Source organism: Sphingomonas canadensis (genome assembly GCF_026013525.1).
Lineage (GTDB): Bacteria > Pseudomonadota > Alphaproteobacteria > Sphingomonadales > Sphingomonadaceae > Sphingomonas > Sphingomonas canadensis.
On the sequence record NZ_JAPDRA010000001.1, the window covers coordinates 36,836 to 61,606 of the forward strand.

A 24,771-nucleotide genomic window follows, 5' to 3' on the forward strand; every position below is an offset into this window, starting at 1 on the left:
AATGATCGAAGGCATCGACAAAATGGCGCGGCGCGAGCTGCTGATGGCGGCGGCCGCGCTGCCGCTGGCGGGGGCGTTCGCCGCGCGCGGCGCGTTCGCCAGCCCGCGCGTGCCAGAGCCTTCGCCGGGCCTCGACGCCGATGAGGCGGCGATCCGGGCGGCCTTCTTCTACGGCTTCCCGCTCTACGAATTCGCGCGTGTCGAACAGACGCTGGGACAGGGGATGGGCCGCGCCAGCGGGCTGAACACGGTGACGCGCCGGGCGCAGCTTTCCGGCCCGGAATCGCGCAACGTGACCGCGCCGAACAACGACACCGTCTATGCCTCGTCGTTCCTGGAGCTGTCGGGCGGGCCGGTGGAGGTTTCCGTGCCGACGATCCCCGATCGCTATTTCTCGATCGCCTTCATGGACGCCTTCACCGACAATTTCGCCTATGTCGGCACCCGCGCGACCAAGGGGCGGGGCGGCCGCTTCTGGATCGCCGGGCCGCAATGGCGCGGGCGGGCGCCGTCCGGGGTGCGCGTCCTGCGCTCGTCCACCAACGACGTGTGGATGCTCGGCCGCATCCTGGTCGAAGGGCCTGGCGACCTGCCCGCGGCGGCGGCGCTGCTGGAACAGGTGCGGGTCAGCGTGCCCGGCGCCCCGCGCGAACCGCGCGGCTATACGGCGCGCGCGACCACCGGCATTCCCGATCCCGCGAATTTCCTGGCGGTGGTGAACGAGGTGCTGCGCCGTTCCCCCGGCGGGCTCGGCCAGACGGCGCGCGCCGCACGCTTCCGCTCGCAGGGCATCGGCGCGGACAAGCCCTCGCCGGAGCTGCTCGCGCGCTGGGCGGCGTTCTTTCCCAAGGGCTATCAGGAGCTGCGCGAAGGCTTCCTGTTCCGCGATCTCGTTGTCGGCGGCTGGACCTATCAGGCGCGCGGCGTAGGCGATTTCGGCAGCAACGACCGGCTGCGCGCGCTGGTCGCGCTCGGCGGCATCGCCGCGCTGAGCGAGAAGGAGGCGATGTACTTCCACGCCAACTTCGACGGTGCCGGCCAGCAGCTTACCGGCGCGACCCCCTATCGCTGGCGCGTGCCGCCCGGCGGCGTGCCGGCCAGGGCCTTCTGGTCGCTGACGATGTACGATCCGCAGCCCGACGGCCGCTACTTCCTGGTGGAGAACCCGCTCAACCGCTATTCGATCGGCGACCGGACGCCCGGGCTGGTGTACGAGCCCGACGGCAGCCTGATCGTCCCGATCCAGCATGAGCGGCCCGAAGGGCGGCTGGCCCCGAACTGGCTGCCCGCGCCGAAAGGCCCGATGCGGCTGGCGCTGCGCGCCTATCTGCCCAAGCCGGAGTTGCAGGCGCGCAAGTGGCGCGTCCCGCCGCTGGAACAGGCCGCGCCATAATGCGCGCGCGAGCGGTGACTTGCTCGCGCTGATGCTCAGCGCGCTGCTGTGCCGCTTCGGGCACGGCTGGCTGCGGCGGCGGACCCATCGCGGTGGCGTGGAGCCGCCGCGGTAGGTTGGGCCTCATAACCACCGGGTGATGGCGGCGATGCGGTAGATTGCCCTGGACGGAATGTTCGGCACGGCCCCCGGCGTTCGATCAGGTCGCGGATCACGTTGCCCTTCTTCGTGCCGATCACACAATGCGAAGGCGTCGATACAGGCCCGATCGTAATGGAAGCGCCAGCATCGCAGGACCGCATGGCGCAACGGCTGTCGCAAATCATGTGGAAGGTCGAAGCCGGGGCGTTGCCGCCGTGCCTCATCATCGGCCTGGCCGATGGCAATGAGACGCATGCGGACGCGATCGAGCGCGCCGGGGATGGCGCCGATCCCCGCACCTTTCGGCTTCAGCCTTCGCGCGATACGCCGCGGCCAGCTTCATGTGCGCCAGGCGCGCCGCCGGATGGGAAGTCCGGCTGACCATCGCTTCGTGCCGTGCGGCTCGCGCGGCAAAGTAGATCGCGTCCATCGATCCTCCCCTCCCTCGCAAGGCGCCAAAGCGTTGGCCCCGGCGCCTTGCACTCCCATCAGCCCGCGCGCGGATGGATGACGAATTCGACGCGGCGATTGGCCGCGCGGCCCTGCACGGTCGCGTTGGTCGCGATCGGCTGTGATTCACCCATCGCCTCGACCACCAGCCGCGCCGGGTCCACGCCTTGCGCGACGAGGAAATCGGCGACGCTGCGGCCGCGCCGCTCCGACAGCGCGATGTTGTACGTCTCCGAACCCATCGAATCGGTGTGGCCGATCACCTGGATGTCGCTGCCCGGATAGGCGTTCAACGCTCGCGCGAAGGCAGCCAGCCGGGCATGGAATTGCCCGCGGATATCCGAACGATCGAACGCGAACGTCACGTCGGCGGGAACCGTGACCACCAGATCCTCGCCGCGGCGATGCACCGTCGCGCCGCTACCCTCGAGGCTGACCAGGATTTCCTGATACTGGCCGTCCATATAGCGGTCGACATGGCCCGAGCTGACGAACACCGCATCCGGCCCGTAATAATAGGCGCTGCTGTAGGACGGATAGGAAGCCACCACGACGCGGGGCGTAGCGGGGGCAACCACCGCCACCCGCGGCACGAAGACCGAGACCCCGGCCGAGGTCGATTCGGCCCGGCGCATGCCCCGCCGCATTGCGCCGACGGCACCGCGCGTGCGCAGCATCCGCTGCTCCAGCGTCAGCCCGGCATCCGCCGAGCTCCGCGTGACGATCCGGCGCTCGCCGATGCGCGCCGCGCTGTCGGTCGCCGCATTCGCGGTAACCCGGCCGGTGACGCGGCGATCGGGACGGCGCGACCGGATCTCGCGGTCGGCGCGGATGCCGGTGCGGGTCCGGGTGACCGTGTCGATCGGCACGCGATCGATCGATCCGCCGATTGTTCCGCCGAGAGAACCGCCGCCGCCGCTCAGGATCTGCGCTGATGCCGGGCTGGCAGCGATCAGCGCAGCTACTGCGGTACCAAGCATGAATCGGGTCATGAGCCTTCTCCTTTGAAGCCATCTTCAAGGAGATAACGGGCGGGTCCGCCGGTTTAATCCATCGCGCGATGGATTTTATCGTGCCGAGGTGCGGCACCCCCCGCATACCAACCCGCGGCCATAGCGTCTGCCAAGCCGCTGTGCCTCACCATCGACCCGCGCCAGCGCCACGCCCCGCTGACGGGGATCGGGCCGCGGATAGAAGCTGGCGATGCGCGCGGCGACCAGCGGGGCGGCAAACGAGGTGCCACGGACCGACGATGTCCCGCCCCGCGCATTCGCGGCCGCCATGTCGGCGCCAGGCGCGGCATAGTCGAGGTGCAGCGCGCGGCCGGCCTCGATCAGGATGCGATTGCTCGCATCCACTCCAGTGACGGCGATCACGAGCGGATAGGAGGCCGGATAGGCATAGGGCGCCGCCGGTCCGTCATTGCCTACCGCCGCGACGATGATCACCCCGCGATCCTGTGCCGCGGCGATCACACGGCCCAGCAACGGGTTGGCGGGTCCGACCAGGCTGATCGTCACGACCGGCACGCCCCGCCCCACCAGCCAGGCGAGCGCCTTGGCGATCGCAGTCGCACTGCCGCCCGCGGGATCGCTGCCATATACATCGGCCGCCAGCACCCGCGCTCTCGGCGCGCCGCCGCGAATGGGACCCGAGCCCGCAATCAGCGAGGCGACCGCAGTGCCGTGATCGCTCGCGCGCGGGGCGCCGGCCGCGAAGCCCCGCTGCTCCACCCCATTGCCCAGCACGCCGCCATCGATCATGCCCACTGTCGCGCTTGCCGCAGCCGGGAACGCCATCGGCAGCGGCACCATGGCCAGGCCGGACTGGCCGCCCTGGAAATACAGTTGATCCGCCAGTACGTCGCGGGCGCCAAGCTTTCGCAGCGTCCGGATCGCGGCGCGTAGCGACACTCCATGCGGCACCGCGAAGCGCGCGAAGCCGACGCCCAGCGCGATCTCCTGCTCGATCAGCCGAAATCCGCCGGCAATCGCGCGGTCGATCAGCGCCGGATTAGGATCGGCGACGATGATCTCGCCTGCCCGCGCCGGATTGCCGTCGGGATCGAGGACGATCGCATCGCGATTGGCGCGTACCAGCGCCTTCAGCCGGTCGATCCGCAAGTCTGCGAGCTTGCGGGCGACCCTGGACGGCGTCTCCAGCACGCCATCGACCAGCGGGCGCACCGGCGCCAGCGGGGCCTCCACCCCTGGCAGCGGGGGCAGCGGGGGCACGACCTGCCCTGCCGTCGGCGGGGCGGCGATCAGGCCGAGCATGAAGAGCAGAGCCAGGGTTCGCATCGCGGAATAATATGGCACCATGCGGATGAAACGGCCAATCCCATCCGTTTCATCCGCAAGAGGAAGATTTTGGGCTTGGACGCCTTCGAGGATCAACTGCTGGCGATGCTGCCGCGTCTGCGCCGATTCGCGCGGTCGCTGTCGCATGACGCCGCCGATGCGGAGGATCTGGCGCAGGCGGCGCTGGAAAAGGCGCTCAAGGCCCGCGCCCAGTGGCAGCCCGGCACGAGGATGGATAGCTGGATGTACCGGATCATGCGCAACACGTGGATCGATACGGTCCGGTCGCGCACCCGCGCCGCCGAGACCTTCCTGCCCGAGGCCGCGGGCGCGGGCATCGCGGACGAGAGCTCGCGGATCGAGGTTCAGGTCGGTGCCCGCGAGATTCACGCGGCGATGAACGCCCTGCCCGATGAGCAGCGCGAGGCAGTGGCGCTCGTGCTGGTGGAGGGGCTGGCCTACAAGGAAGCGGCGGAGGTTCTCGATGTGCCCATCGGTACGCTCACCTCGCGGCTGGTGCGCGGGCGGCAGGCGCTGATGGCGCGGCTGGGAGAGGCGGCATGACCGACGACGAACTGGCGATGGCCTATGCCGATGGCGAACTCGACGAGATTGCGGCAAGGCGGTTCGAGCAGCGCATGGCGGAAGTGCCTGCTCTGGCACTGGCGGTCGCGTCGCACCGTGCGCTGCGCGCACAGCTGAGCAATATGTTCGCGCCGGTCGCCGCCGAGCCCGTGCCCGATCGCCTCACCGCGATGCTCAAGCCGAAGGTGGTGCCCCTCCGGCCGGGCAATCGCCGGCGCGTCTGGTGGACCGCGGGAGCGATGGCGGCCAGCCTCGTGCTCGGTATCATGGTCGGACAGTTCGGGCGCCCTGGCGGGCCTGTCGCAATCGCCGATAACCGCCTGGTCGCGTCGGGTGCGCTCGCCACCGCGCTCGACCGCCAGCTCGCCTCCGACGAAGGGGCCACCCGGGTGCTCGTCAGCTTCCAGGGCACCGACAAGGCCTATTGCCGGGTGTTCAGCTCCCCCGCCGTCGACGGAATCGCCTGCCGCGAGGGCAAGCGCTGGGAGCTCCGCCACACCCGGGCCGCGGATAGCGCCGGCCAGGCCACCGCCTATCGCCAGGCCGGATCGGCTGACCCCGCGCTGATGGCGGCTGCGCAGGACATGATGGCAGGCGATCCGCTCGACCCCGCGGCCGAGCGGCGCGCGCGCGACGCGCTTTGGAAATAGCAAGCGACCTCCGCAACGTTGCGCGGTTGAGCCGCGCGCGGGGCCATGGCCGCTGTCCGCGCGGCGAGCGGCCGCGTGCCGGCATCCCCTTCGGCCACTGGAAGACCACCACCTTCGTCGCCGGCCTGCGCCGCACCGGCTTGGTCGCACCCTGGGTGCTCGACGGCCCGATGAACGCCGACGCATTCCTCACCTATGTAACCCGCGTCCTGGTGCCCGAACTCGGTCGCGGCGATGTGGTCGTCATGGACAATCTGTCGAGCCACAAGGCGCCAGCCGTTCGCGCAGCCATCGAAAGCGGGCGCCATGCTCCTCTTCCTCCCGCCCTACAGCCCCGGCTTCAACCCGATCGAGCAGGCCTTCTCCAAGCTCGAGGCGCATCTGCGAAAGGCGGCCGTGCGCACCATCCATGGCCTGTGGAACGCCATCGGCCGCATCCTCGACCTCTACTCCCCGCAGGAGTGCGCCAATTACTTCGCCGCATGTGGCTATGATGCAGATCGATCGAAAAACGCTCTAGAAGGCCCAGGTGAATTCACCGCGGCGCGAAACCCTACACCCGCTCGGCTTTGACCTCGCCGAAGGCCGCGACGGTCTGCGTGAAATCGCTCGCCTGCATGCACATCGTCTGCGTGTGCTCTTCGAGCGCGATCACTGCTGCCAGGTCGTCCATCCCGCTCGCGCGCGCCATCGTTTCCTTGGTCTTGCGCAGTCCGGTCGGTGACGCCGCCAGCAGATCGCCGATCAGCGCTCGGGCGGTTGCTTCGAGCTGATCGTCATCAACGACCTCCGACACCAGCCCGGTCGCCAGCGCACGATCGGCGTGGATGAAGCGGCCCGTCATCATCAGCTCCGCCGCGACCGAAGCGCCGACCGTGCGGGGCAGGAAATAGCTCGTGCCCAGTTCGCATCCGGAAAGGCCCAGCTTCACGAACGCCACATTCATCCGCGCGCTGCGCCCGGCGATACGGATGTCGGAAGCCAGCGCGAAGTTGAACCCGCCCCCGCATGCCGCGCCGTGGACCAGCGAAATGATCACCTGTGGGCAGGACCGCATGCTGAGGACGATGTCGCTCAGCGACGGCCCTGGCCCCTTGTCGGTGGCGCCGCGCGGCATCTTTTCCTTCGCTGTGTTGAACCAGACCAGGTCGAGCCCGGCGCAGAAGGCCTTGCCGGCGCCGCGCAGGACGACGATCCGGCGCGAATAATCGGATTGCAGGCCCTGAAAATAATCCCACAACTCGCACACCATCGTCGCGTCGAGCGCATTCAGCCGGTCCGGCCGGTTGAGCGTCAGCCAATCGACTGCGCCTTCCTGCTCGACGCTGATCGTGGAGTAATCCTTCATCATTCACCTTCTTCGTCGGTCATTTCGGAAGTTCGCCGCCTGCGGCCGTAGCGGCCGGCCAGTCCCATCGGCGTGGATCGGGAGTGCGGCCCAGCCGCGCGTCGGACGAATCTCCGCTCCGGGGCGATGCACCGGGCGCCATGCCTGCCGGTCGATGTATCAGCGCACGCCCCTCTCATGGCCGACATCGCAGCGGACGGCCCGGAGCAGCTAGTAGAGGCCGGGTGGCGGGGGCGGAAATTCCTATGCGGCGTTAGAAATGCCCGAGAGGCATGAGTGGCCCGCTGCGCCATGCCGGATGCGCCATGCCGGAATTGCCCGGCCCGCTCGATTGCCGGCCAGATGCGGATTATTTCTGCACAAACGCCGGAGGCATTCCTTGCAGGAATAAGGGGTGCGCCTTTATCCGGTCACGGGGCTTCCCGGCGCCTGTAAGGTTCGCCGATCCGGGCTGGCGGAGCGGCGGAAGTCGCCTCGTAGAATGCCCATTCCGGGAGAGGAGCGTGGAGTTGGACAGTGAAGGTTTGGACGTTGCGCGCACGAAGCCCGGGCCGATGCCGATCGGCGCGCTTCTCGCCTATCATGCCAGCAACGGTCCGAGCCGCCCGGCGGTAAGCTTCAACGGCGTAACCCTCAGCTTCGCCGAACTCGATGCCCGCTCCAATCGCAAGGCGCGCCAGCTCGCGGCGCTCGGCGTCGGCGAGGGCGATGTGGTCACGCTGGCGATTCCGAACGGCTTCGAATTCTACGAGGCCGCCTTCGCGATCTGGAAGCTGGGCGCCACGCCCAATATCGTGTCACCGAAGCTGCCCGCCGCCGAATTGCGCGCGATCGTGGAGATCGCGGGACCAAGGCTGATCATCGGCGACGCGCATGTGCGGATCGAGGGCTGGAATTTCCTGGTCACCGGCACCCCTCCCGGCGAGGATGTCTCCGCAGATCCGCTGCCGCTCAAGATCGCGCCGCGCTGGAAGATGCACACCAGCGGCGGATCGACCGGGCGGCCCAAGCTGATCGTCGACAAGCAGGCCGGCGCGTTCGATCCCGATGCCTCGATGGGGCTGCTGTCCGGGGAAACCATGCTAAACCCGGGGCCGCTATATCATAATGCGCCGTTCGTCGGGTCCTTCCGCTGCCTGTTCTCTGGAAACCATGTCGTCGAGATGGGACGCTTCGATCCCTTGCAGGCGCTGGAACTGATCGAACGGTACAAGGTGAACTGGGTCAACTTCGTACCGACGATGATGAACCGGATCTGGCGCCTTCCCGCGGAGCAGCGCGAATCCTTCGATATGTCCAGCCTGCGCGTCGTGTTCCACATGGCGTCGGTCTGCCCGCAATGGCTCAAACAGGCCTGGATCGACTGGCTGGGGCCGGACAAGATCATGGAAGTCTATGGCGGCAGCGAACTGTTCGGCGGCACCCTGATCACCGGGCGCGAGTGGCTCACCCACAAAGGCTCCGTCGGCCGGGTCCAGCCCGGCGCGCAGATGCGCATCCTGGACGAACAGGGCAAGGAATGCCCCGCCGGCACCGTAGGCGAGATTTATTTCCTGCCGGATGGCGGGCCGAACTCGACCTATGAATATATCGGCGCGGAAGCCAAGGGCGCGCTCGGCGGCTGGCAGACCTATGGCGACCTGGGCCATGTCGACGAGGACGGCTATCTCTACATCGCCGACCGGCGGACCGACATGATCGTGTCCGGCGGCGCCAACATCTTTCCCGCCGAGGTCGAAGCGGCGCTGGACGAACATCCCGCGGTCCAGTCCTCGATCGTGATCGGGCTGCCGGATCCGGATCTGGTCAATCGGGCGCACGCCATCGTCCAGCTTGCCGCGGACGCGCGCGGCCGAATCGACGCGGATGCGCTGCGCGCCTTCCTCGCGGAGAAGCTGGTGCGGTACAAGATTCCCCGGACTTTCGAATTCACCGAACAGAATCTGCGCGACGATGCCGGGAAGGTCCGCCGATCGCAGTTGCGGGAGGAGCGGATCTCCGCCGCGTCATGATCGCTCGCTCCAATCGTTCCGGCATCCGAAACGCGCGGGTCCGCACGGCGCCGCTGGCCAGCGGCGGCCCGTCGCAATAGGAATAGGCGGATGATCGATCGGCGCCTCGTCTATGTCGTTTCCACCGCCCGCTATGGTTCGTTCACCGCAGCCGCCGATCGCGTCGGCGTCACCCAGTCGGCGATCACCAAGAGCGTCGCGGACCTGGAACGGGAACTCGGCTACTCGATTTTCAACCGGACCGCCCGTGGCGTTCTCCTGACCGAAGAGGGGCGCACCTTCGTCGAACGCGCTTCCCGCCTTCTCGACGAAGCACAGGATCTGATGCGCGGCACTTCCGCCGGATCGGATCCCTATGCCGGCGTGCTCCGGATCGGCGTGTGCCCCGCGTCGCTGGAATGGCTGCTCGTGGAACCGCTGGCAACGCTGGTCGCCCGCCACCCGAGCGTCCGGCTGGATATCTCTGGTGGAAGTTTCGACCGCATTGTCCAGCAGCTCCGCGCGGGCGCGATCGATATTGCCCTGGGCTATGAAGCGGCTTTTCTCGAACAGCCGGATTTTCGACGCGAACCGATGCCGCCGATGCGCACCACCTTCTTTGTGCGCCAGGGACATCCGCTGCTCGACTGCCGCGAAGTGACCAAGGCGGACATCTCGAAATACGACCTGATCGCGCCATCGGGCTCGTCGCCCTACGATTTCTTCTGGCGACAGATCTATGAGGAATCCGGCGTCGATGCGCACGATCGCATGCATACCGTCGACTATTTCCCGATTGTCGAACGGCTGGTGCTCAACACGGACGCGATCAGCGTGGTGTCCGTACATTACACGCAGACCAGCATCTTCAAGCGCCGCTTCGCCTGTGTGCCGTTTCTCGAATCGCTTCCCCGGTCGCCGCTGTGTTGCGCGACGCGGCTGCGCTGGAGTCCGCGGCCGGCGGTTCGCGCGTTCATCAAGGCATGCCGCGAGCGGCTCCCTTCCGATGAGCCGGTGGATCTCGCCGCGGCGACCCAGGGTACGCGCGACTGGATCTCCTCCCTAAGCCAGTCGCCGCAAAACCCCGGCGGCAGATAGGACCACCAGCCGGCGGCTTACCCCGCGCGAGCGCGCCGCACGGCTTCGCGCACCATCGGGAGGCGGTCGACGCCGAAATACATGTCGCTCCGCTTCAGGAAAAAGGTGGGCACGCCGAAGCCGCCCCGAGCGATGAGTTCGTCCGTATTAGCGCGCAACCTGTCCTTGAGATCGGTGTCGCCAAGCCGTGGCACGACGGAATCCGCATCGATCCCCACCGAACGGCAGATCCCTTCGAGCACCCGTTCCTGCGAGATATCCGCGCCCCTGGACCAATAGGCTTCGAACGCCGCGCGCGCGAAGGCGATCAGCGCGCCCCGTTCCTCCAGCAGAAGGCAGGCGCGCATGGCCTTGGCGCTGTTGACCGGAAAGACCGCCGGCGGGAAGTGGATCTCATGTCCGGTCAGCCGCGCCCAGTCGCGCAGGTCCTTGCCCACCCAGGCGGCTTTTGCCGGGACTTTCTCGCGCACATGATAGACGCTGGTGTTCACCGCGTTGAACACGCCGCCCACCAGCACGGGCCGGAACACCAGGTCGAGGCCCAGCTCCTCCGCCAGAGGCTGCGCCTCCTCGAACCCGAGATATGCCCAGGGGCTCGAACAATCGAAAAACAGCTCGAGCTTCATCTGCCCTCCTGCGGCGATGCTACACGCCGCGTTCCGGTCAACTACAGCGATCGCCGGCCAAGCCATGCCATCCGGGAATTGCGCGGGGCGATGCGGGGCCAGAGTCTGTTCTGTTCAGGCGGCCCCAGCCCGCTGCCGATTCCGCCGAAGGCGGACAGACCCTAGCCGCCGCTGCGCGCTGCGGACAGGCTGGCGCCATAGGCCGCCATGTTCGCGAACAGCAGGTCCGGCTCCGTCGCGCGGAGCCTGAGCATTTCCAGCTCGGCCTCGTTCCCTACCGCGATCTCGCGCTTCCCCGCCGCGATGCCGTCGAGAATGATCTGCGCCGCGCGCTCCGGCGTCATGCCCTGATCGATCATGGCATCGGCCCGCTCGTTGCGGCCGCCATCGCCGGTCAGCGCGTTTCGCGCGACCGCCGTCGCGACATGCCCCGGCAGGATCACGCTGACGCCGATTCCATAGGTCACTTCGATCTCGGAGCGGAGCGCGTCGAAATAGCCGACACAGGCATGTTTTGCGGCTGCATATCCGGTTCGCAGCGGACCGCCGACCTTGCCCGCCATCGAACTCACCACGGATAGATGCCCGGATCGCCGCTCCACCATGTGCGGCAGCACCAGTTGGGTCAGCCGCACGGGCGCGAAATAGTCGACTTCCATCAGCCGCCGATAGACGTCGAACCCGGTATCGAGCGCAAGGCTCCGTTGCGTAATCCCCGCGTTGTTGAGCAGCAAGTCGACGCCTTCGCGCCAACCGATCGCGCGCTCGGCAATCGCGGGCAGCGCGTCGAACCCGGTCGCCTCGAACGGCAGCACGAAGGCGGGTCCGCCAAGCCGGGCGGCGGCCGATTCGAGCCTGCCCCGGTGCCGCCCGGAAAGAATGACGGCGGCTCCGCGCGCCGAGAGCGCATACGCCAGGGCTTCGCCTATTCCCGACGACGCCCCCGTCACCCATGCGACCTTGCCCCGAAACGCCATCCCGCCCCCCCCCGCAGATTCGATTGCGCAAAGCGCCCCAACGGTTCGAGGTCCGCGCATGACAAGCAAGCGCGAACCTCGTTCCCCGCCTTTTGGCCATCCGGCTATCGCGCCGGCCGCCTTCGCGTCATCAGAATGCGTAGGAGAGCTTGATCCCGTAGGTGATCGGATCGTCGTAGCTCGCGGAAATCGTCGAGGTCGAATAGCCCAGCGAGCGATAATAGACCCGGTCCGTCAGGTTCCGCCCGTAGACGGAGACCTTCATCCCGCTCGAAAGGTCGAGATCGATCGATCCATCGAGCAGGAAGACGGGTCCCTGGCTCAACTGGTTGGCGAAATCGAAATAGACCCGGCTGTTGTATGACGGCGACAAGGTGAAGGTCAGCTTGCTGTCCCCGATCGGCACCGTGTAATTCGCCTGCGCGCTTGCCTGGAATTTCGGCTGGCGGACCATGACATTGCCGCTCGCATCCATCGGGACCGTCGCGTATCCGGCGCCCGACGGAACATAGCCCGGCGCGTTCGGGAACGACGTATATTCGCCATGGGTGTAGCCGAACGATGCGTGGATGTTGAACGCATCGCTGAATTCGTAGGTGCCGTCGAGTTCGAGGCCGTAGATCCGCGCCTTGGCCGCGTTGACCGTGTTGCTCAGCGCGACGCCGTTGGTGATCGTCAGCGTGGAAGCCTGGATATCGGTGTAATTGTAGAGATAGGCTGCGGTGTTGAATGTGAAGCGCGGCCCGGAGGCCTTGTATCCGACCTCGAATGCGTCGATCGATTCCGGGGTCACGCCCGGGCTCGTCAGCGAGGTGCCGTTGAAGGAGCCGCTCTTGTTGCCGCGGGTGAAGGTCGCATAGATGTTCGAACGCTCGCCGAGCGCGTAGCGCAGACCGAAGCGCGGCGACCAGGAATCCTCGCGTGCTTCGCGGTGAACCGAGCCCTGCGCAATCGCCGGCGTTAGCGGATGCGGCAGCAGCGCGTTGGAGATCGTACGCTTTTCGGTCGTGTAGCGGAGGCCCGCGATGATCGCGAGATCGCCGATCTTGTAGGTGCCGTCGGCATAGCCCGCCAGCGATTCGTTCCGGTTGTCCTGAAGGAGGAATTGAACGTTGTTATACTTGAATTCGGGATAGAAACGCTTGTTGTGGTAATAGAAGGCGCCGACCACGTAGCTGAAATTATCGCCGGCCGGGGAGGTGAAGTTCACCTCCTGCGAGAAGGTCCGCTGCTTGAAAGTGAAGTCGATACGGAAGGCGGGCAGATAGGTGTTGTCAGCATCGTTGGTCGTCACCAGCGTATCAAGCTTGAGCGCAGTGATCGACGAAAGCACGCCACCACCGGTGTCCAAATTGATGTGCGACGAATATTCGTCCGCGTTGATCTTCAGCACGTCGCGGGTGTCGTGCGAGAGCTGGAAGCGCCGGGTCGCCAGAGGCCCCGCCCCCGGAATCGCCGACAGCGAATTCTTGCCGTCCTTGGAGAGATAGTTCGACGCGGTCGGATCGCTATATTCGGTGTGCGCCGCGGTGAGGATCACTTCCAGATTGTCGACGGGCTTGAACAGCAGCTTGCCCCGGGCCGCGAAGCTGCTCGCCTCGTTGACGATTACTCCGGTGCGGACGTCGCGGATACTGCCCTCGGAATATTTGTAGCTGACCGCGGCGTTGACCGCCACGGTATCGCTGATCGGAAGGTTGACATAGCCGTTCGCGCGAACCTCGTTGAACCGCCCATAGGAGAGGTTCAGCTTGCCTTCGGTATGGAAGGACGGATCGAGCGTCTTCACGAGGATGGCGCCGCCGGTGGCGTTGCGCCCGAACAGCGTGCCCTGCGGCCCCTTGACCACCTCGACGCCGGAGATGCTCGCCAGGTCGAAGACGTTGGACGACTGGGCCGGCTGGTAGACGCCGTCGATATAGACCGCCACGGCCGACTCGTTGCTGACCGAGAGGGTCGAACCGACGCCGCGCACCGTGGGCGACAGGAAATAGACGGGCTTGGACATGTAGAGTCCGGGGACGAGCTTGTTGAGGCTCATCAGGCTGTCCTGCCCCGCCAGTTCGATATTCTCGCTCGAAACCGTGGTGATCGAGATCGGCACATCGACCAGGCGCTCAGAGCGGCGCTGCGCGGTCACGACGATGTCGTTCTCGTCGGTCGGCGCCACCTCGTCCTGCTTCGACCCGCCCGCATCCTGCCCGGGCTCCGCGGCCGGAGCGACCTGTGCGGCCGGCGTGGTCTGCGCAAAGGCCTGGCCCGACCAAAGCAAAGCGATGGACGCGACGCCGGCGTGTAGATTTTTCATGGAATTCCCTTTCAACAGGGCCGGCGTTGCCGCCGACGCACCCTCCCAATCCAGCCGTCGCTCGCATGCGCTTTCGGCGCGGCCTTAGAGCCTAGGTAGAGACCGCAAATCCGCAGCGGAAATTCCTAAGCGAGGAGAGAGATGCCGGGCAGGCATGGCTGAGCCGCTTCTTGCCCGTCAAGCCAGGCTCCAGCGCTTCGCCGATCGCGAGGCGCGCCAGAAATGGAACGCGCCCCACAGCGGCATGCATGCCGCCCCCATCAGCGCGTACCGCAGGCTTTGCGGGCCAAAGCTCGGCGCAAGCAGATCGCTGAGCCCGCCAACCACCACCGGACCCAGGCCAAGGCCCAGCAGCGACGAGATCAGCATCAGGATGGCCAGCGCCGTCGCGCGCCGGTGCGGCTCGGCATAGGTCTGGAGCGCGGAGAGCGCGACGCCGCCGGCGGTCGCGGCGATGAAGGCGCCGATCATCTGGAGCCCGAGCGCCACATGCCAGTCGGCGGCGATGAACGACACCAGATAGAATAGCGGGCTGATGGAAAACATCGCCATCGGCCACCATAATTCCCAACGCACGTCGCGCGGCCCCAGGCGCGTCAGCACGAGCCCGCCGAAAACGGTGCCCAGCACACTCGCGCCTCCCTTCATCGCGCCGACATACCCGCCCACTTCGGCAAGGCTCAGGCCGTGGAGCCGGATGTAGAATGCGGGCATCCATTGGAGCATGCCATAGCTGCCAAACGCCGCGATCGAGACGCCAAGGATGAGATGCCGCAACGGCGGCCGGGCGAACAGCGCCCGGAGCGTCGCCAGCATTGATTCGGGCGACGCCTGGGCATGACCGGCACCGCGAGCCGGTTCGCGCACGGTGAAGGCGATCAGCAGCGCGAGCGGAATGCCCAGCACGCCCACCGTCACCAGTGCGGCGCGCCAGCCCCAGAGGTGCGCGACGATACCCGCGAGCGCCAGCCCGGCGCTCTGCCCGAGCACGCCACCTGCCTGAAAGATGCTGATCGCCAGCGGGCGGCGCTCGCGCGAATACAGATCGCCCAGGATCGAATGGGCTGCGGGGCCGCAACCCGCTTCGCCGATACCCACCGCCATCCGGGCCATGAACAGTTCGGTGAAGTTTCGGGCGAGCCCGGTCAGCGCGGTCATGGCGCTCCACGCCGCGAGGCAGACCGTCAGCAGCGTGATGCGCGAGTGGCGGTCGGCAAGGCGCGCGAGCGGCAGGCCCATCGTCGCGTAGAGCATCGCGAAGGCGAAGCCGACGATCAGGCCCAACTGGGAGTCCGACAGGCCGAGCTCCAGCTTGATCGGCTCCAGCAGGATCGCAATCACCATACGATCGAGATAATTGAAGAAACTCACCATCGTGAGGAGCGCGAGGACATAAGCCGGCGCGTTGGCCGCGCCGGCGGCGGCGGGACGTTGTCCGGCGCTCACTCCCCTATCGCCTCGAAATCCGGTTCGCGGCGATCAGCGAATGCGGCAAGTCCCTCGCGCCGCTCGGCGCTCTCCGCCTGGCGCGCGATGTGATCGCATTCCGCATCGAGTTGCGCTTCCAGCGACGCGCCCGCGCCCGCGAGCAAGAGGCGCTTCGTCATGCCGAGGGCGCCGATTGCCGCCCGGGCAAGGCCTTCGGCCACGGCCTCGACCTCGCTTGCGAGCATTCCGCTCTCCGTCACCCGCGTAATGAGCCCGATGTCCGCCGCCTCACTGGCGGAGACCCGCCGGTTGGCGATCGCGAGTTCCTGCGCTCGCCGCAGGCCGATGAGGCGAGGCAGCAGCCAGGTCGTGCCGCCGTCCGGCGTCAGGCCGATCCGCGAATAGGCCATGGTGAAGTGCGCGCCGGGCTCGGCGAGCGCGATGTCGCCGACCGCAGCCAGCCCCACCCCCGCGCCCGCCGCAGGCCCGTGGATCGCGGTGACGACCGGCTTCGCCATCGTCGCGAGGCGGGCGATCGCCGGATGCAGCGCGGCGAGGATCTCACGCAGCAATCCCGGGATGGCGTCGCCGGCCGCGTGCAGGCTCTTGACATCACCTCCCGCGCAGAACATCCGCCCGCCGCCGCGAAGGACGACGCAGCGGACCGCCGGATCCGCCTCCGCCGCGATCACCGCGTCCAGCAGCCCCCGGGCGAGAGCCACGTCGATGGCGTTGCCCGCGTCCGGCCGGTTCAGCGTGATATAGCCGACCGCGCCCCGGCGATCGAACAGCACGGGATCGGTCATGATGCGAGTTTCCTTGTCATGCGCCCCTCGGAATGTCGCGGAACGCCACGTCGCGATCGACGCGGATGTCGAGCGGCAGGCCAAGCACACGCTCGGCGATGATGTTCTTGAGGATCTCATCGGTGCCCCCGGCGATCCGCATCGCCGCGCCCCAGAAGAAGTTGCGCTGGAACCCGCCGGCCAGCGACGCCACATCGCCGTTCGCGACGATGCCATACTGGTCGAGCCGGTCGAGCGCCTCATAGGCCAGTTCCTGACTGTGGCGCGCGGATATGATCTTGCCGATCGATGCCTCCGATCCCGGCGTCTCGCCCCTGCTGAGCGCGGTCAGGCTGCGGAGCCGGGTGAGCCGGAGCCCCTCGGACGCGACGTACCAGTCGGCGAGCTTTTCCCGGAACCCGCCGTCCTGCAGCGCCGATCCATGGCCCTCCACGCCCGGAAGGCTGGCAGCCAGCTCCATCAGCGCCCGCCAGCCCGGCCCGGCCTCGCCGCCGACCGAGAGGCGCTCGTTCATCAGCGTGACCAGCGCGACGTTCCAGCCCTTGCCGATTTCGCCGATCCGCTGGCTGTCCGCGACCCGGACGTCGGTAAACCAGACTTCGTTGAAGCCGCTGCCGCCATCCGCCTGGTGAATCTGCCGGACCTCGATGCCCGGCGCCTTCATGTCGATCCAGAACATCGTCAGGCCCTTGTGCTTGGGCACGTCCGGATCCGTACGCACCAGCAACAGGCCGAAGTCCGAGAAGTGGGCGCCGGAGGTCCAGACCTTCTGGCCGTTGATGATCCAGTCGCCCGAACCATCGTCGGCGGGCACTGCGCGGGTGCGGCTGGCTGCTACGTCGGACCCGGCCGACGGCTCGGAAAAGAGCTGGCACCACACTTGCTCGCCGCGCATCGCCGGCGCGACGAAGCGCGCCTTGTCGGCTTCGCTGCCCACCGCCAGGATCGTCGGCAGGCACATGCCCAGCCCGATCCCGAACACGGCGGAGCCAAGGCCCAGCCTGCTCTCCTCTTCGTTGAAGATGACGCTTTGCGCCGTCGTGCCGCCCGCCCCGCCCCACTCTCTGGGCCAGGTGATGCAGGCATAGCCAGCCTCGGCCTTGCGGGCCTGCCAGGCCTTGTCGGCAGCGATCGATTCGCTGTCCTCATGGCCATGCGCGACACCCCGGGCCGCGGGCGCGTTGGCATTGAGCCATGCCCGCACGCGCGCCCGGTATTCCGCTTCCTCAGGAGTATCGTTGAAATCCATCGCTTCTTCCCGGTTCAGAGCGCGTTGCGGCTTTCGAGCGTGCGGATCAGCCGTTCGCGCCACAGGGGCAGCCCGCCCAGCGCGAGGCCGAGTTGCCGGGCACGGCGCAGATGGAGGTGGCAATCCGCTTCCCAGGTGAAGCCCATGCCGCCATGGGTCTGCAGATTCTCCCGGGCGGCGAAGTCATAGGCCTGGGTGCCTGCGATGCGCGCGGCGGCCGCTGCTTCGGGCAGTTCCGCCGCGCCCGAATTCAGCGCCCAGGCTCCGTAATAGGCGCTCGATCGGGCGAGCTCGTTCCTGACGTAGATATCGGCCAGCTTGTGCTTGATCGCCTGATAGCTGCCGATCACACGTCCGAAAGCGTAACGCTCCATGGCATAGGCCTTGGCGTATTCGAGGCATCGGCCGGCCCCGCCGACCTGCTCGAACGCGAACAGCACCGCCGCCCGATCGAGGATCGCGGAGAGCAGCGCCGCCCCTTCCCCGGCCGCGCCCAGCCGCTCGCAGGGCGAGCCAGCGAAGGTGATGCGCGCCACGCTTCGGGTGGGATCGAGCGTCGCGATCGCCTCGCGCGCGATCCCCTCACCCGCCAGGTCGACGATGAACAGTCCGGGACCCGCCTCGTCGCACGCGGCGACGATGGCGTGGGTCGCGACATCGCCGTCCGTGACCGGCACCTTGGCGCCGCTCAGCCGCCCGCCAACCACGTTCGCGGCCATTCCTTCGATGGAGAGCGCGCCCTCGCGCTCGCTCGTGGCAAGGCACCCGATCACCGCGCCGCTAGCGATCCCCGGCAGCAGGGCTTCGCGCTGCGCGTCGCTGCCGAACGCGAGGATCGCCTCGGCGAACACATAGACGGTGGACGCGAACGGGATCGGCGCCAGCGCCCGGCCCAGTTCCTCCGCGATCGCGCAGAGTTCGATATGGCCGAGGCCGGTGCCGCCCCACTTCTCCGGAATGACGGCGCCGGTCCAGCCCATGCCGGCCACCGCCTGCCAAAGCCCGCGATCGAACGGCTTGCCGCCGTCATCGAGGACGCCGCGGACGGCCGTGACCGGGCAGCGCTCCTCTAGGAATTTGCGCGCCTCGTCCTTGAGGAACTTCTGCTCGTGCGAATAGTCGAAGTTCATGCTGGCCGATTTCCGCTGAGGGCGCGGCGCAACGCATCGTGGCTGTCGGCGTAAGCGCGCCGTGTCGCCCCGGCTTCCGCCACGAAATGGAAGCCGTGATAGGCTCCCGGGTAGACATGCAGCTCGGTGGGCACGCCGGAACGGACCAGGCGATGCGCGTAGGCGATGTCCTCATCGACGAAGAGATCGAGCGCGCCGGTGTTGATGAAGGCGGGGGGCAAGCCGCTCAAATCCTCCGCGCGCGCCGCCGCCGCATAGGGCGAGACGCCCGGACCGCCCGGCTCCGCGCCCAGCAGGCATTTCCAGCCGAAACGGTTGCTCCGCGCCGTCCAGACGAACTCCCCCGCGAAGCGATTGGATTCGCCCGACGTGCCGGTGCGATCGTCGATCATCGGATAAACCAGGTGCTGGAAGGCAAGCCCGAACTCGCCGCGATCCCGCGCGAGCAGCGCCAATGCGGCCGCAAGCCCGCCCCCCGCGCTCTCGCCCATCACGCCGATCAGCGATCGATCGATGCAGAGCGCATCGGCGCTGGCGTACAGCCAGGCCAGCACTGCGTAGCAATCCTCGACGGCGCCGGGAAAGCGCGTCTCGGGCGCGAGCCGATAGTCGACCGAGGCGATCACGCAACCAAGCGTAGCCGCCAGCCGGCGGTGCGCCGGGATCAGGGCGTCGGGATTTCCGGTGACATAGCCCCCGCCGTGCATGTGCAGGATGGCACCACGGGGCGCGCCCGGCGCACGCGGGAGATGCAGCACCACGCCGACGCCGGGATCGCCTCCGCGCCCCGGAACGGTGCGGCGGATAACCTCGACGGCCTCGACCGCGAGGGGATCCTCCTCCAGCCCGAGGCGGGTGCCGAAGCCCTGCCGGAGCATCGGCAGCGTTTCCGTTGTCAGGCTGAGCGGCGGCGCCTGGTCGATGAAGGCGAGCAGGTCCGGCTCGACGAGATGGCGCGAACCTGCCGGCGGCCTTTCGACGGTTGGCGCTGCGGCCGCCATCACACTCCCCTCCACGGTACGCACGGCGCTCACCGGCGCCGCTTCCGCCCCAAAAAAGGGCCGTCCGCCCCGGAAGGTCGAATGCATTCGTCAGCGCCGCCATTCCCTCTATGAATAGCGGGCACGCTCATCCTCCGGGGTCGAGCGATATTCTTTCTTTTTATCAGTTGCTTATATCGCGGTCGCGGATGCCAGGACTGCTGTCCGGGTCCGCTGGCGCCGTCCAGCGCCGAGTTGATCCGGCATCCCCAAGCCCACATAGCCAACAGCATAAACAGGTGAGGATGTTGAGCGTGGCCCAGGCAATCCTGCAGACGATCGTGGCAATGCGCCGGCGCGCGGCCGTTCCGGGAGCCACCCGCTGATGCCGGGTCCGCTGGAGGGCGTCCGCATCGTCGAGATCGAGGGTCTGGGGCCAGGGCCGTTCTGCGGGATGATGCTCGCGGACCATGGCGCCGAGGTCATCCGGATCGAGCGGCCCGGTGGTTCCAGGCTCAAGCTGGGGCGGCATACCGCGATGGACCCGCTTGCGCGGTCCCGCAAATCGATCGTCGTCGACATGAAGCAGCCGGAAGGGATCGCGGCGGTGCGCGATCTGGTGCGGACAGCCGATGGTCTGATCGAGGGCTTCCGCCCCGGCGTGATGGAGCGGCTGGGCCTCGGCCCGGAGGTGCTGCTGGGCGACAATCCCGCGCTGATCTACGGCCGCATGACCGGATGGGGCCAGGCCGGCCGCTATGCGCAGGCCGCGGGCCACGACATCAACTATATCGCGCTCGCCGGAGCGCTCCACCCGCTTGGCCGCGCCGGCGGGAAGCCGACCCCTCCAATCAACCTGGTCGGCGATTTCGGCGGTGGCGGCATGATGCTGGCCTTCGGAATGGTCTCGGCAATCCTCGCGGCGCGATCGAGCGGCCGGGGCCAGGTGATCGATTGCGCGATGACCGACGGCGCGGCGCTGCTGATGTCGATGATCTGGGGCGTGCGCGCTCAGGGGGGGTGGCGCGACGAGCGCGGCACCAACATCCTCGATTCGGGCGCACATTTCTACGAGACCTACGAATGCGCGGACGGGGAATATATCGCGCTGGGATCGATCGAGCCGCAATTCTATGCCGAATTGCGCCGCTTGACCGGCCTCGACAGCGATCCTGCGTTCGACGCGCAGATGGAACCGGCCGCCTGGGGGCCGCTCAAGCAAAAGCTGGGGCAGATGTTCAAGACCCGTACCCGCGCCGAATGGTGCGCGCTGATGGAGCATGGCGACGCCTGTTTCGCACCCGTCCTCTCGATGGCTGAGGCGCCCGCCCACCCCTATCATGTCGAGCGCGGCACATTTGAGGTGATCGACGGAGTGACGCAGCCCATGCCGGCCCCGCGCTATTCGGCGACGCCCACAGCGACGCCGCGCCCCGCCCCGCAAGCGGGCGCCGACACCGATATGCTGCTCGCCGGCCTGGGCTATGACGAAGCGCGGATCGCGGAGATGCGCGCGGCGGGTGCCGTCGCGTGAGCGCGGGGGACAAGCGGAGCCGCGCCGGCGTGACGGATCAGGCGGCATTCTTCGCGGCGCTGGCGAAAGAGCGCCGGTCGGTAAGGGGCTTTCTGCCAACGCCCGTACCGCAAAGCTTGCTGGAGGAAGTCTTTACGGTCGCGCAATTGGCGCCCTCCAATTGCAATGCCCAGCCGTGGATCGTCCATGTCGTCTCGGGCGAGGCGGCGGAACGCCTGCGAAGCGGGCTGTACGACGCCGCTCGAACCGGCGGCGCCCCCGCCGGCGATTTCGCGATGACGGGAAGCTACCCGGACGAATATCGCGCGCGGCAGATCGGATCGGCCAAGGCCCTGTTCGGCGCGCAGGGGATCGCGCGCGACGATGTGGAGGGGCGCAAACGCTCGTTCCTGCGCAACTTCCGCTTCTTCGACGCGCCGCACGCCGCCTTTGTCTTCCTCGACGAGCGGTTCGGCATCCGGGAGGCGGCCGATTGCGGCATGTTCGCCCAGACGCTCATGCTGGCGCTGGCCGCCAATGGGCTGGCCTCCTGCGCGCAGACGGCGCTCAGCTTCAATCCATCGCTCGTGCGCGATCTGCTGGGCATTCCTTCCGGGCACAAGCTGCTGTTCGGCCTGGCCTTCGGATATGAGGACCCGGCGCATCCGGCCAACGCCGCGCGGACCGATCGCGCCGCGCTGAGCGAAGCCGTTACGTTCCACCGCTGATCCGCTCTCGACAGGAGTTCCGCGACAATGAACATCATCCTGCTTGGACCGCCGGGCGCCGGCAAGGGCACCCAGGCGCAGCGCCTCCAGCGCGAACGCGGCATGGTCCAGCTTTCGACCGGCGACATGCTGCGCGCCGCGATCCGGGAGGGAACGCCGGTGGGCGTCCAGGTAAAGGCGGTGCTCGACGCGGGCGAGCTCGTTTCGGACGACATCATGGTGGCGCTCATCGGCGAACGGCTCGACCAGCCCGATACCGCGAACGGCGTGATCTTTGACGGATTTCCGCGCACCCGCGCCCAGGCCGAGGCGCTGGACAGGCTGCTCGCCGAACGCGGGACCAGGCTCGACCGCGTGATCGAGCTCGATGTCGAGGAAGAGGCGCTGGTCGAGCGGATCGTCGGCCGATTCGCATGCGCCCAGTGCGGCGAAGGCTATCACGACCGCTTCAAACTGCCGAAGGCAGAAGGCCGTTGCGACGAATGCGGGCACGACAGGTTCACGCGCCGGCCCGACGACAACGCCGCTACGGTGCGCACCCGCCTTGCCGAATATCGCGCGAAGACCGCGCCGATCCTGCCCTATTACGAGGCCCGGGGACTGGTCAGCCGCACCGACGGCATGGCGCCGATGGACGAGGTCTATGCGGCGACGTTCGCGATCCTGGCCCAGGCCTGACGAACCAGCCCCTTCCGCCGTGGCGGGGGCCGGTCAGCGCCCGGTGGATCGCGCGCGGCGGCGCATGAGGCGGAGCGGCGAGTAGGTCATCACCGTCTCGCCCCGATCGTTGATTACATGGTTTCTGGTCCGAGACAGCCCGCGTTCGGGCGATGAGGCCGGCCGCAGTTCGGCGACCTCGCACTCGACATGGATGGTATCGCCCACGAAGGTCGGCGCATGAACGTTCAGCCCGGCCTCCAGGAAGGCGAGTCCGGTCCGCTGCATGAAGGGCAGCATCAGTCCTTCGGCGAAGCTGTAGACGAGCGCGCCAGGCACCACCCGCCCCTTGATCGCCCGATGCTCGCTATCCGCGATGTTGGTGAACAGCTCTTCGGTCAACCAGGTGAGGTTGCAGAACTGGACAAGATCGGTCTCGGTGACGGTGCGGCCCATCGTGCGGATCCAGTCGCCGGACGTCAGATCATCCCAGAACATCCCTTCGCCGAGGAGCCGTCCCCGTGCTGCCCGCGCTTCGCCGCCGCCAGCCATGGCTCAATCGCACATCGCGTCGAGCAGCGCCTTGCTGCGTTCCTCGATCTTGACGATCGAAGTGCGGTCGGTGTGGATATACAGGCGGTTGCCGAGGATCGCGTCGCGAACCATGTCGCCCACCGCATCCGGCTGGACGCCGTTGGCGAGATAGTTCTTCATCTCCTCGTTCCGGGCGAACGCCCTTTCGCGCTGTTCCGGGGTCAGCGTCTTCGTCACCTTCGGCTGCACGGCGCGCGTGCGCGCGATGATATCGGTCGCGACCGGGCCGGGGCAGAGCACGCTGACGCCGATCCCCTGCGCTCCCAGTTCCAGATGGAGCGCCTCGCTCATGCCGACCACCGCGAACTTGGCGGTGCAGTAAAGCGAATTTCCGGGGCCGGTATAAAGCCCTGCACCGGACGCGGTGTTGACGATATGGCCGCCCTCGCCCCGCGCTGCGATCCGCGGCAGGAAGGTCTGTACGCCGTTGATCACGCCGTCCAGGTTGATCCCCATCCCCCAGTCCCACAGTTCATAGGTGAGCTTGTTGGCGGGGGCGCCGCCCGCGACGCCGGCATTGTTGACCAGGATCGATACCGGTCCGAGCACGGCCTCTGCCGCATCCGCGATCCGCGCATAGGCGCCGCGATCGCGGACATCGAGGACGGCGGTGAACACCTCTGTAAGCTGGCTCAGCTCGGCCTCGGCGCGCGCAAGGGCTTCCGCGTCGAGATCGATCAGGGCGACCTTCGCTCCCTGACGCGCCAGCGATCGCGCGATGCCCAGGCCGATGCCGTTGGCGCCCCCGGTAATGAAGGCGGTGCGATTTGCGATATCCGTCATATGCGTTCCATCCGATGCTTCCGGCGCCGCTGCGGGCGCGCGGCAGGGTCCGGTTCTATTCCGCGGGGGCCGCCTTGCGCGCGGCCAGCAGCCTTTCGATATTCGCGCGGATCACGGGCGGCAGGCTTTCGATATCGACAGGGAAGCCGTTGGTGAGCATCGCCTGCATGTGGCCCATCTGGTGGAGGTGGAAGCCGAAATCCATCGATGCCTTGCGTCCCATCTGGTCCTGCGCGAAGTTCATCGCCTGCTTCACCAGTTTCATCGTGAACGGGTTCTTCGCGGCGATGTTCTCGGCCAGCGCCAGCGCCCTGGCGGCAAGCTCCTCGCGCGGAACGACATGGTTCACCATGCCCCGGGCCTTGGCTTCCTGGGCGCTCATCCAGCCCCCCGTCATCAGCCATTCCTTTGCCTGGCGAACGCTCATCTCATAGGGATGCTGCCAGAATTCGGCGCCGGGAATGCCCATCTCCGCCGCCGTGGCGTCGCGAAAGCGGGCATCGTCCGAACAGACGATAAGGTCGCACAGCCAGGTGAGCATCATCCCGCCCGATATCACCGAGCCCTGGATCTCGGCGATCACCGGCTTCGGCGCGTTGCGCCAGCGCTCGGTGATTTCCAGATAGATTTCGCGCTCGCGGCAATAGGGGCCGTCCCAGCCCTTGCCAGTGAAGCAGCCGCAAAGCCCCACGACCTGATCGGGCGAGGGATTGTCTGGCCCGTCCCCGCTGACGTCATGTCCCGAATTCCAGTGGTCGCCCGAACCGGCAAGGATGATCACGTTGATCGCTTCGTCATGGCAGGCGCGCTTGAATGCGTCGTCCAGCTCATAGGTCATGGTGATGCCCTGCGCATTGCGCCGGCCTGGCCGGTTCATCACGATGCGCGCCACTTTCGGGGCCGGCGTTTCGTAGATCAGTTGCTCATATTCACGGCTTTGCGCGGCCATGCCGTCCCCTCCTGAAAATCTGCTTACTGATTGATCTGCTGTCGATATCGCGCGCTCCGGCGCCTGGCGGGAAGCTCCCCGAGCGCC

The 24,771-nt window shown here is 67.4% G+C and carries 23 protein-coding genes and 1 pseudogene; 10 read left to right on the plus strand and 14 right to left on the minus strand.

Annotation, left to right across the window (positions count from 1 at the left end; all coding sequences use genetic code 11):
• Position 1 precedes the first annotated feature (1 nt).
• Both OM513_RS00150 and OM513_RS00155 read left to right on the plus strand, forming a co-directional pair.
• Positions 2-1,393 carry a DUF1254 domain-containing protein gene (locus OM513_RS00150; RefSeq protein ID WP_264942126.1) on the plus strand — a complete coding sequence of 464 codons (1,392 nt, stop codon included), beginning with the start codon at positions 2-4 and terminating at the stop codon, positions 1,391-1,393.
• Positions 1,394-1,609: 216 nt separating this feature from the next.
• Complete coding sequence (locus tag OM513_RS00155; RefSeq protein ID WP_264942127.1) at positions 1,610-1,915, plus strand: hypothetical protein; 306 nt, start codon at positions 1,610-1,612, stop codon at positions 1,913-1,915.
• 107 nt (positions 1,916-2,022) lie between these two features.
• Here OM513_RS00155 and OM513_RS00160 read toward each other — a convergent pair whose 3' ends face one another.
• Positions 2,023-2,976, minus strand: a complete 954-nt coding sequence (locus OM513_RS00160) for an OmpA family protein (protein ID WP_264942128.1) — start codon at positions 2,974-2,976, stop codon at positions 2,023-2,025.
• A gap of 75 nt (positions 2,977-3,051) precedes the next feature.
• Complete coding sequence (locus OM513_RS00165; RefSeq protein WP_264942129.1) at positions 3,052-4,284, minus strand: S8 family serine peptidase; 1,233 nt, start codon at positions 4,282-4,284, stop codon at positions 3,052-3,054.
• 105 nt (positions 4,285-4,389) lie between these two features.
• On the opposite strand from OM513_RS00165, the gene OM513_RS00170 reads away from it, so the two are divergent.
• From OM513_RS00170 to OM513_RS00180, 3 genes and pseudogenes are all read left to right on the plus strand, one after another.
• Entirely contained in the window at positions 4,390-4,848 is a 459-nt protein-coding gene (locus OM513_RS00170) for an RNA polymerase sigma factor (protein WP_264943000.1), read from the plus strand.
• Positions 4,845-5,519, plus strand: coding sequence for an anti-sigma factor (locus OM513_RS00175; protein WP_264942130.1), 675 nt, complete (start codon positions 4,845-4,847; stop codon positions 5,517-5,519). Before OM513_RS00170 ends, OM513_RS00175 begins: the two co-directional genes overlap by 4 nt.
• A 26-nt stretch (positions 5,520-5,545) precedes the next feature.
• A pseudogene (locus tag OM513_RS00180) lies at positions 5,546-6,092 on the plus strand (IS630 family transposase).
• Here OM513_RS00180 and OM513_RS00185 read toward each other — a convergent pair.
• A complete protein-coding gene (locus tag OM513_RS00185; RefSeq protein ID WP_264942131.1) occupies positions 6,073-6,867 on the minus strand; it encodes an enoyl-CoA hydratase/isomerase family protein in 795 nt (264 codons plus the stop codon). The pseudogene OM513_RS00180 and the gene OM513_RS00185 overlap by 20 nt on opposite strands.
• 554 nt (positions 6,868-7,421) lie before the next feature.
• On the opposite strand from OM513_RS00185, the gene OM513_RS00190 reads away from it, so the two are divergent.
• Positions 7,422-8,879 carry an AMP-binding protein gene (locus OM513_RS00190; RefSeq protein WP_264942132.1) on the plus strand — a complete coding sequence of 486 codons (1,458 nt, stop codon included), beginning with the start codon at positions 7,422-7,424 and terminating at the stop codon, positions 8,877-8,879.
• A gap of 90 nt (positions 8,880-8,969) precedes the next feature.
• Positions 8,970-9,956 carry a LysR family transcriptional regulator gene (locus OM513_RS00195; protein ID WP_264942133.1) on the plus strand — a complete coding sequence of 329 codons (987 nt, stop codon included), beginning with the start codon at positions 8,970-8,972 and terminating at the stop codon, positions 9,954-9,956.
• 17 nt (positions 9,957-9,973) lie between these two features.
• On the opposite strand, the gene OM513_RS00200 is transcribed toward OM513_RS00195, so the two are convergent.
• The 8 genes from OM513_RS00200 to OM513_RS00235 all read right to left on the minus strand — a co-directional run bounded on the left by OM513_RS00200 (position 9,974) and on the right by OM513_RS00235 (position 19,568).
• Positions 9,974-10,582, minus strand: coding sequence for a 2-hydroxychromene-2-carboxylate isomerase (locus OM513_RS00200; protein ID WP_264942134.1), 609 nt, complete (start codon positions 10,580-10,582; stop codon positions 9,974-9,976).
• A gap of 161 nt (positions 10,583-10,743) precedes the next feature.
• Positions 10,744-11,619, minus strand: coding sequence for an SDR family NAD(P)-dependent oxidoreductase (locus OM513_RS00205; RefSeq protein ID WP_264943001.1), 876 nt, complete (start codon positions 11,617-11,619; stop codon positions 10,744-10,746).
• Positions 11,620-11,689: 70 nt separating this feature from the next.
• On the minus strand, positions 11,690-13,867 hold the full coding sequence (locus OM513_RS00210) for a TonB-dependent receptor (RefSeq protein WP_264942135.1): 2,178 nt from the start codon (positions 13,865-13,867) through the stop codon (positions 11,690-11,692).
• A 177-nt stretch (positions 13,868-14,044) separates the two neighbouring features.
• The gene (locus OM513_RS00215) at positions 14,045-15,313 is read right to left on the minus strand and encodes a spinster family MFS transporter (protein WP_264942136.1); all 1,269 of its coding nucleotides are present in this window, start codon (positions 15,311-15,313) and stop codon (positions 14,045-14,047) included.
• Positions 15,310-16,101 carry an enoyl-CoA hydratase/isomerase family protein gene (locus tag OM513_RS00220; protein ID WP_264942137.1) on the minus strand — a complete coding sequence of 264 codons (792 nt, stop codon included), beginning with the start codon at positions 16,099-16,101 and terminating at the stop codon, positions 15,310-15,312. Before OM513_RS00220 ends, OM513_RS00215 begins: the two co-directional genes overlap by 4 nt.
• Positions 16,102-16,117: 16 nt before the next feature.
• Positions 16,118-17,350 carry an acyl-CoA dehydrogenase family protein gene (locus OM513_RS00225; protein WP_264942138.1) on the minus strand — a complete coding sequence of 411 codons (1,233 nt, stop codon included), beginning with the start codon at positions 17,348-17,350 and terminating at the stop codon, positions 16,118-16,120.
• Positions 17,351-17,364: 14 nt separating this feature from the next.
• Positions 17,365-18,480, minus strand: a complete 1,116-nt coding sequence (locus tag OM513_RS00230; protein WP_264942139.1) for an acyl-CoA dehydrogenase family protein — start codon at positions 18,478-18,480, stop codon at positions 17,365-17,367.
• Positions 18,477-19,568 carry an alpha/beta hydrolase gene (locus OM513_RS00235; RefSeq protein ID WP_264942140.1) on the minus strand — a complete coding sequence of 364 codons (1,092 nt, stop codon included), beginning with the start codon at positions 19,566-19,568 and terminating at the stop codon, positions 18,477-18,479. The genes OM513_RS00230 and OM513_RS00235 overlap by 4 nt, the downstream gene beginning before the upstream one ends.
• A 277-nt stretch (positions 19,569-19,845) precedes the next feature.
• Here OM513_RS00235 and OM513_RS00240 point away from each other — a divergent pair, with 277 nt between their 5' ends.
• Genes OM513_RS00240 through OM513_RS00250 form a run of 3 tightly spaced genes read left to right on the plus strand, consistent with a single transcriptional unit; the run spans position 19,846 to position 22,379 of the window.
• Positions 19,846-20,994, plus strand: a complete 1,149-nt coding sequence (locus OM513_RS00240) for a CaiB/BaiF CoA transferase family protein (protein WP_264942141.1) — start codon at positions 19,846-19,848, stop codon at positions 20,992-20,994.
• Between the two features lie 29 nt (positions 20,995-21,023).
• On the plus strand, positions 21,024-21,701 hold the full coding sequence (locus OM513_RS00245; protein ID WP_264942142.1) for a nitroreductase: 678 nt from the start codon (positions 21,024-21,026) through the stop codon (positions 21,699-21,701).
• A 27-nt stretch (positions 21,702-21,728) separates the two neighbouring features.
• A complete protein-coding gene (locus tag OM513_RS00250; RefSeq protein ID WP_264942143.1) occupies positions 21,729-22,379 on the plus strand; it encodes an adenylate kinase in 651 nt (216 codons plus the stop codon).
• Between the two features lie 33 nt (positions 22,380-22,412).
• Here the strand turns inward: OM513_RS00250 and OM513_RS00255 are convergent, their stop codons facing one another.
• Genes OM513_RS00255 through OM513_RS00265 form a run of 3 tightly spaced genes read right to left on the minus strand, consistent with a single transcriptional unit; the run spans position 22,413 to position 24,684 of the window.
• Positions 22,413-22,910 carry a hotdog family protein gene (locus OM513_RS00255; protein ID WP_264942144.1) on the minus strand — a complete coding sequence of 166 codons (498 nt, stop codon included), beginning with the start codon at positions 22,908-22,910 and terminating at the stop codon, positions 22,413-22,415.
• A 3-nt stretch (positions 22,911-22,913) separates the two neighbouring features.
• Entirely contained in the window at positions 22,914-23,735 is an 822-nt protein-coding gene (locus OM513_RS00260; protein ID WP_264942145.1) for an SDR family oxidoreductase, read from the minus strand.
• A 55-nt stretch (positions 23,736-23,790) separates the two neighbouring features.
• On the minus strand, positions 23,791-24,684 hold the full coding sequence (locus OM513_RS00265) for an enoyl-CoA hydratase (RefSeq protein ID WP_264942146.1): 894 nt from the start codon (positions 24,682-24,684) through the stop codon (positions 23,791-23,793).
• Positions 24,685-24,771: the final 87 nt, after the last annotated feature.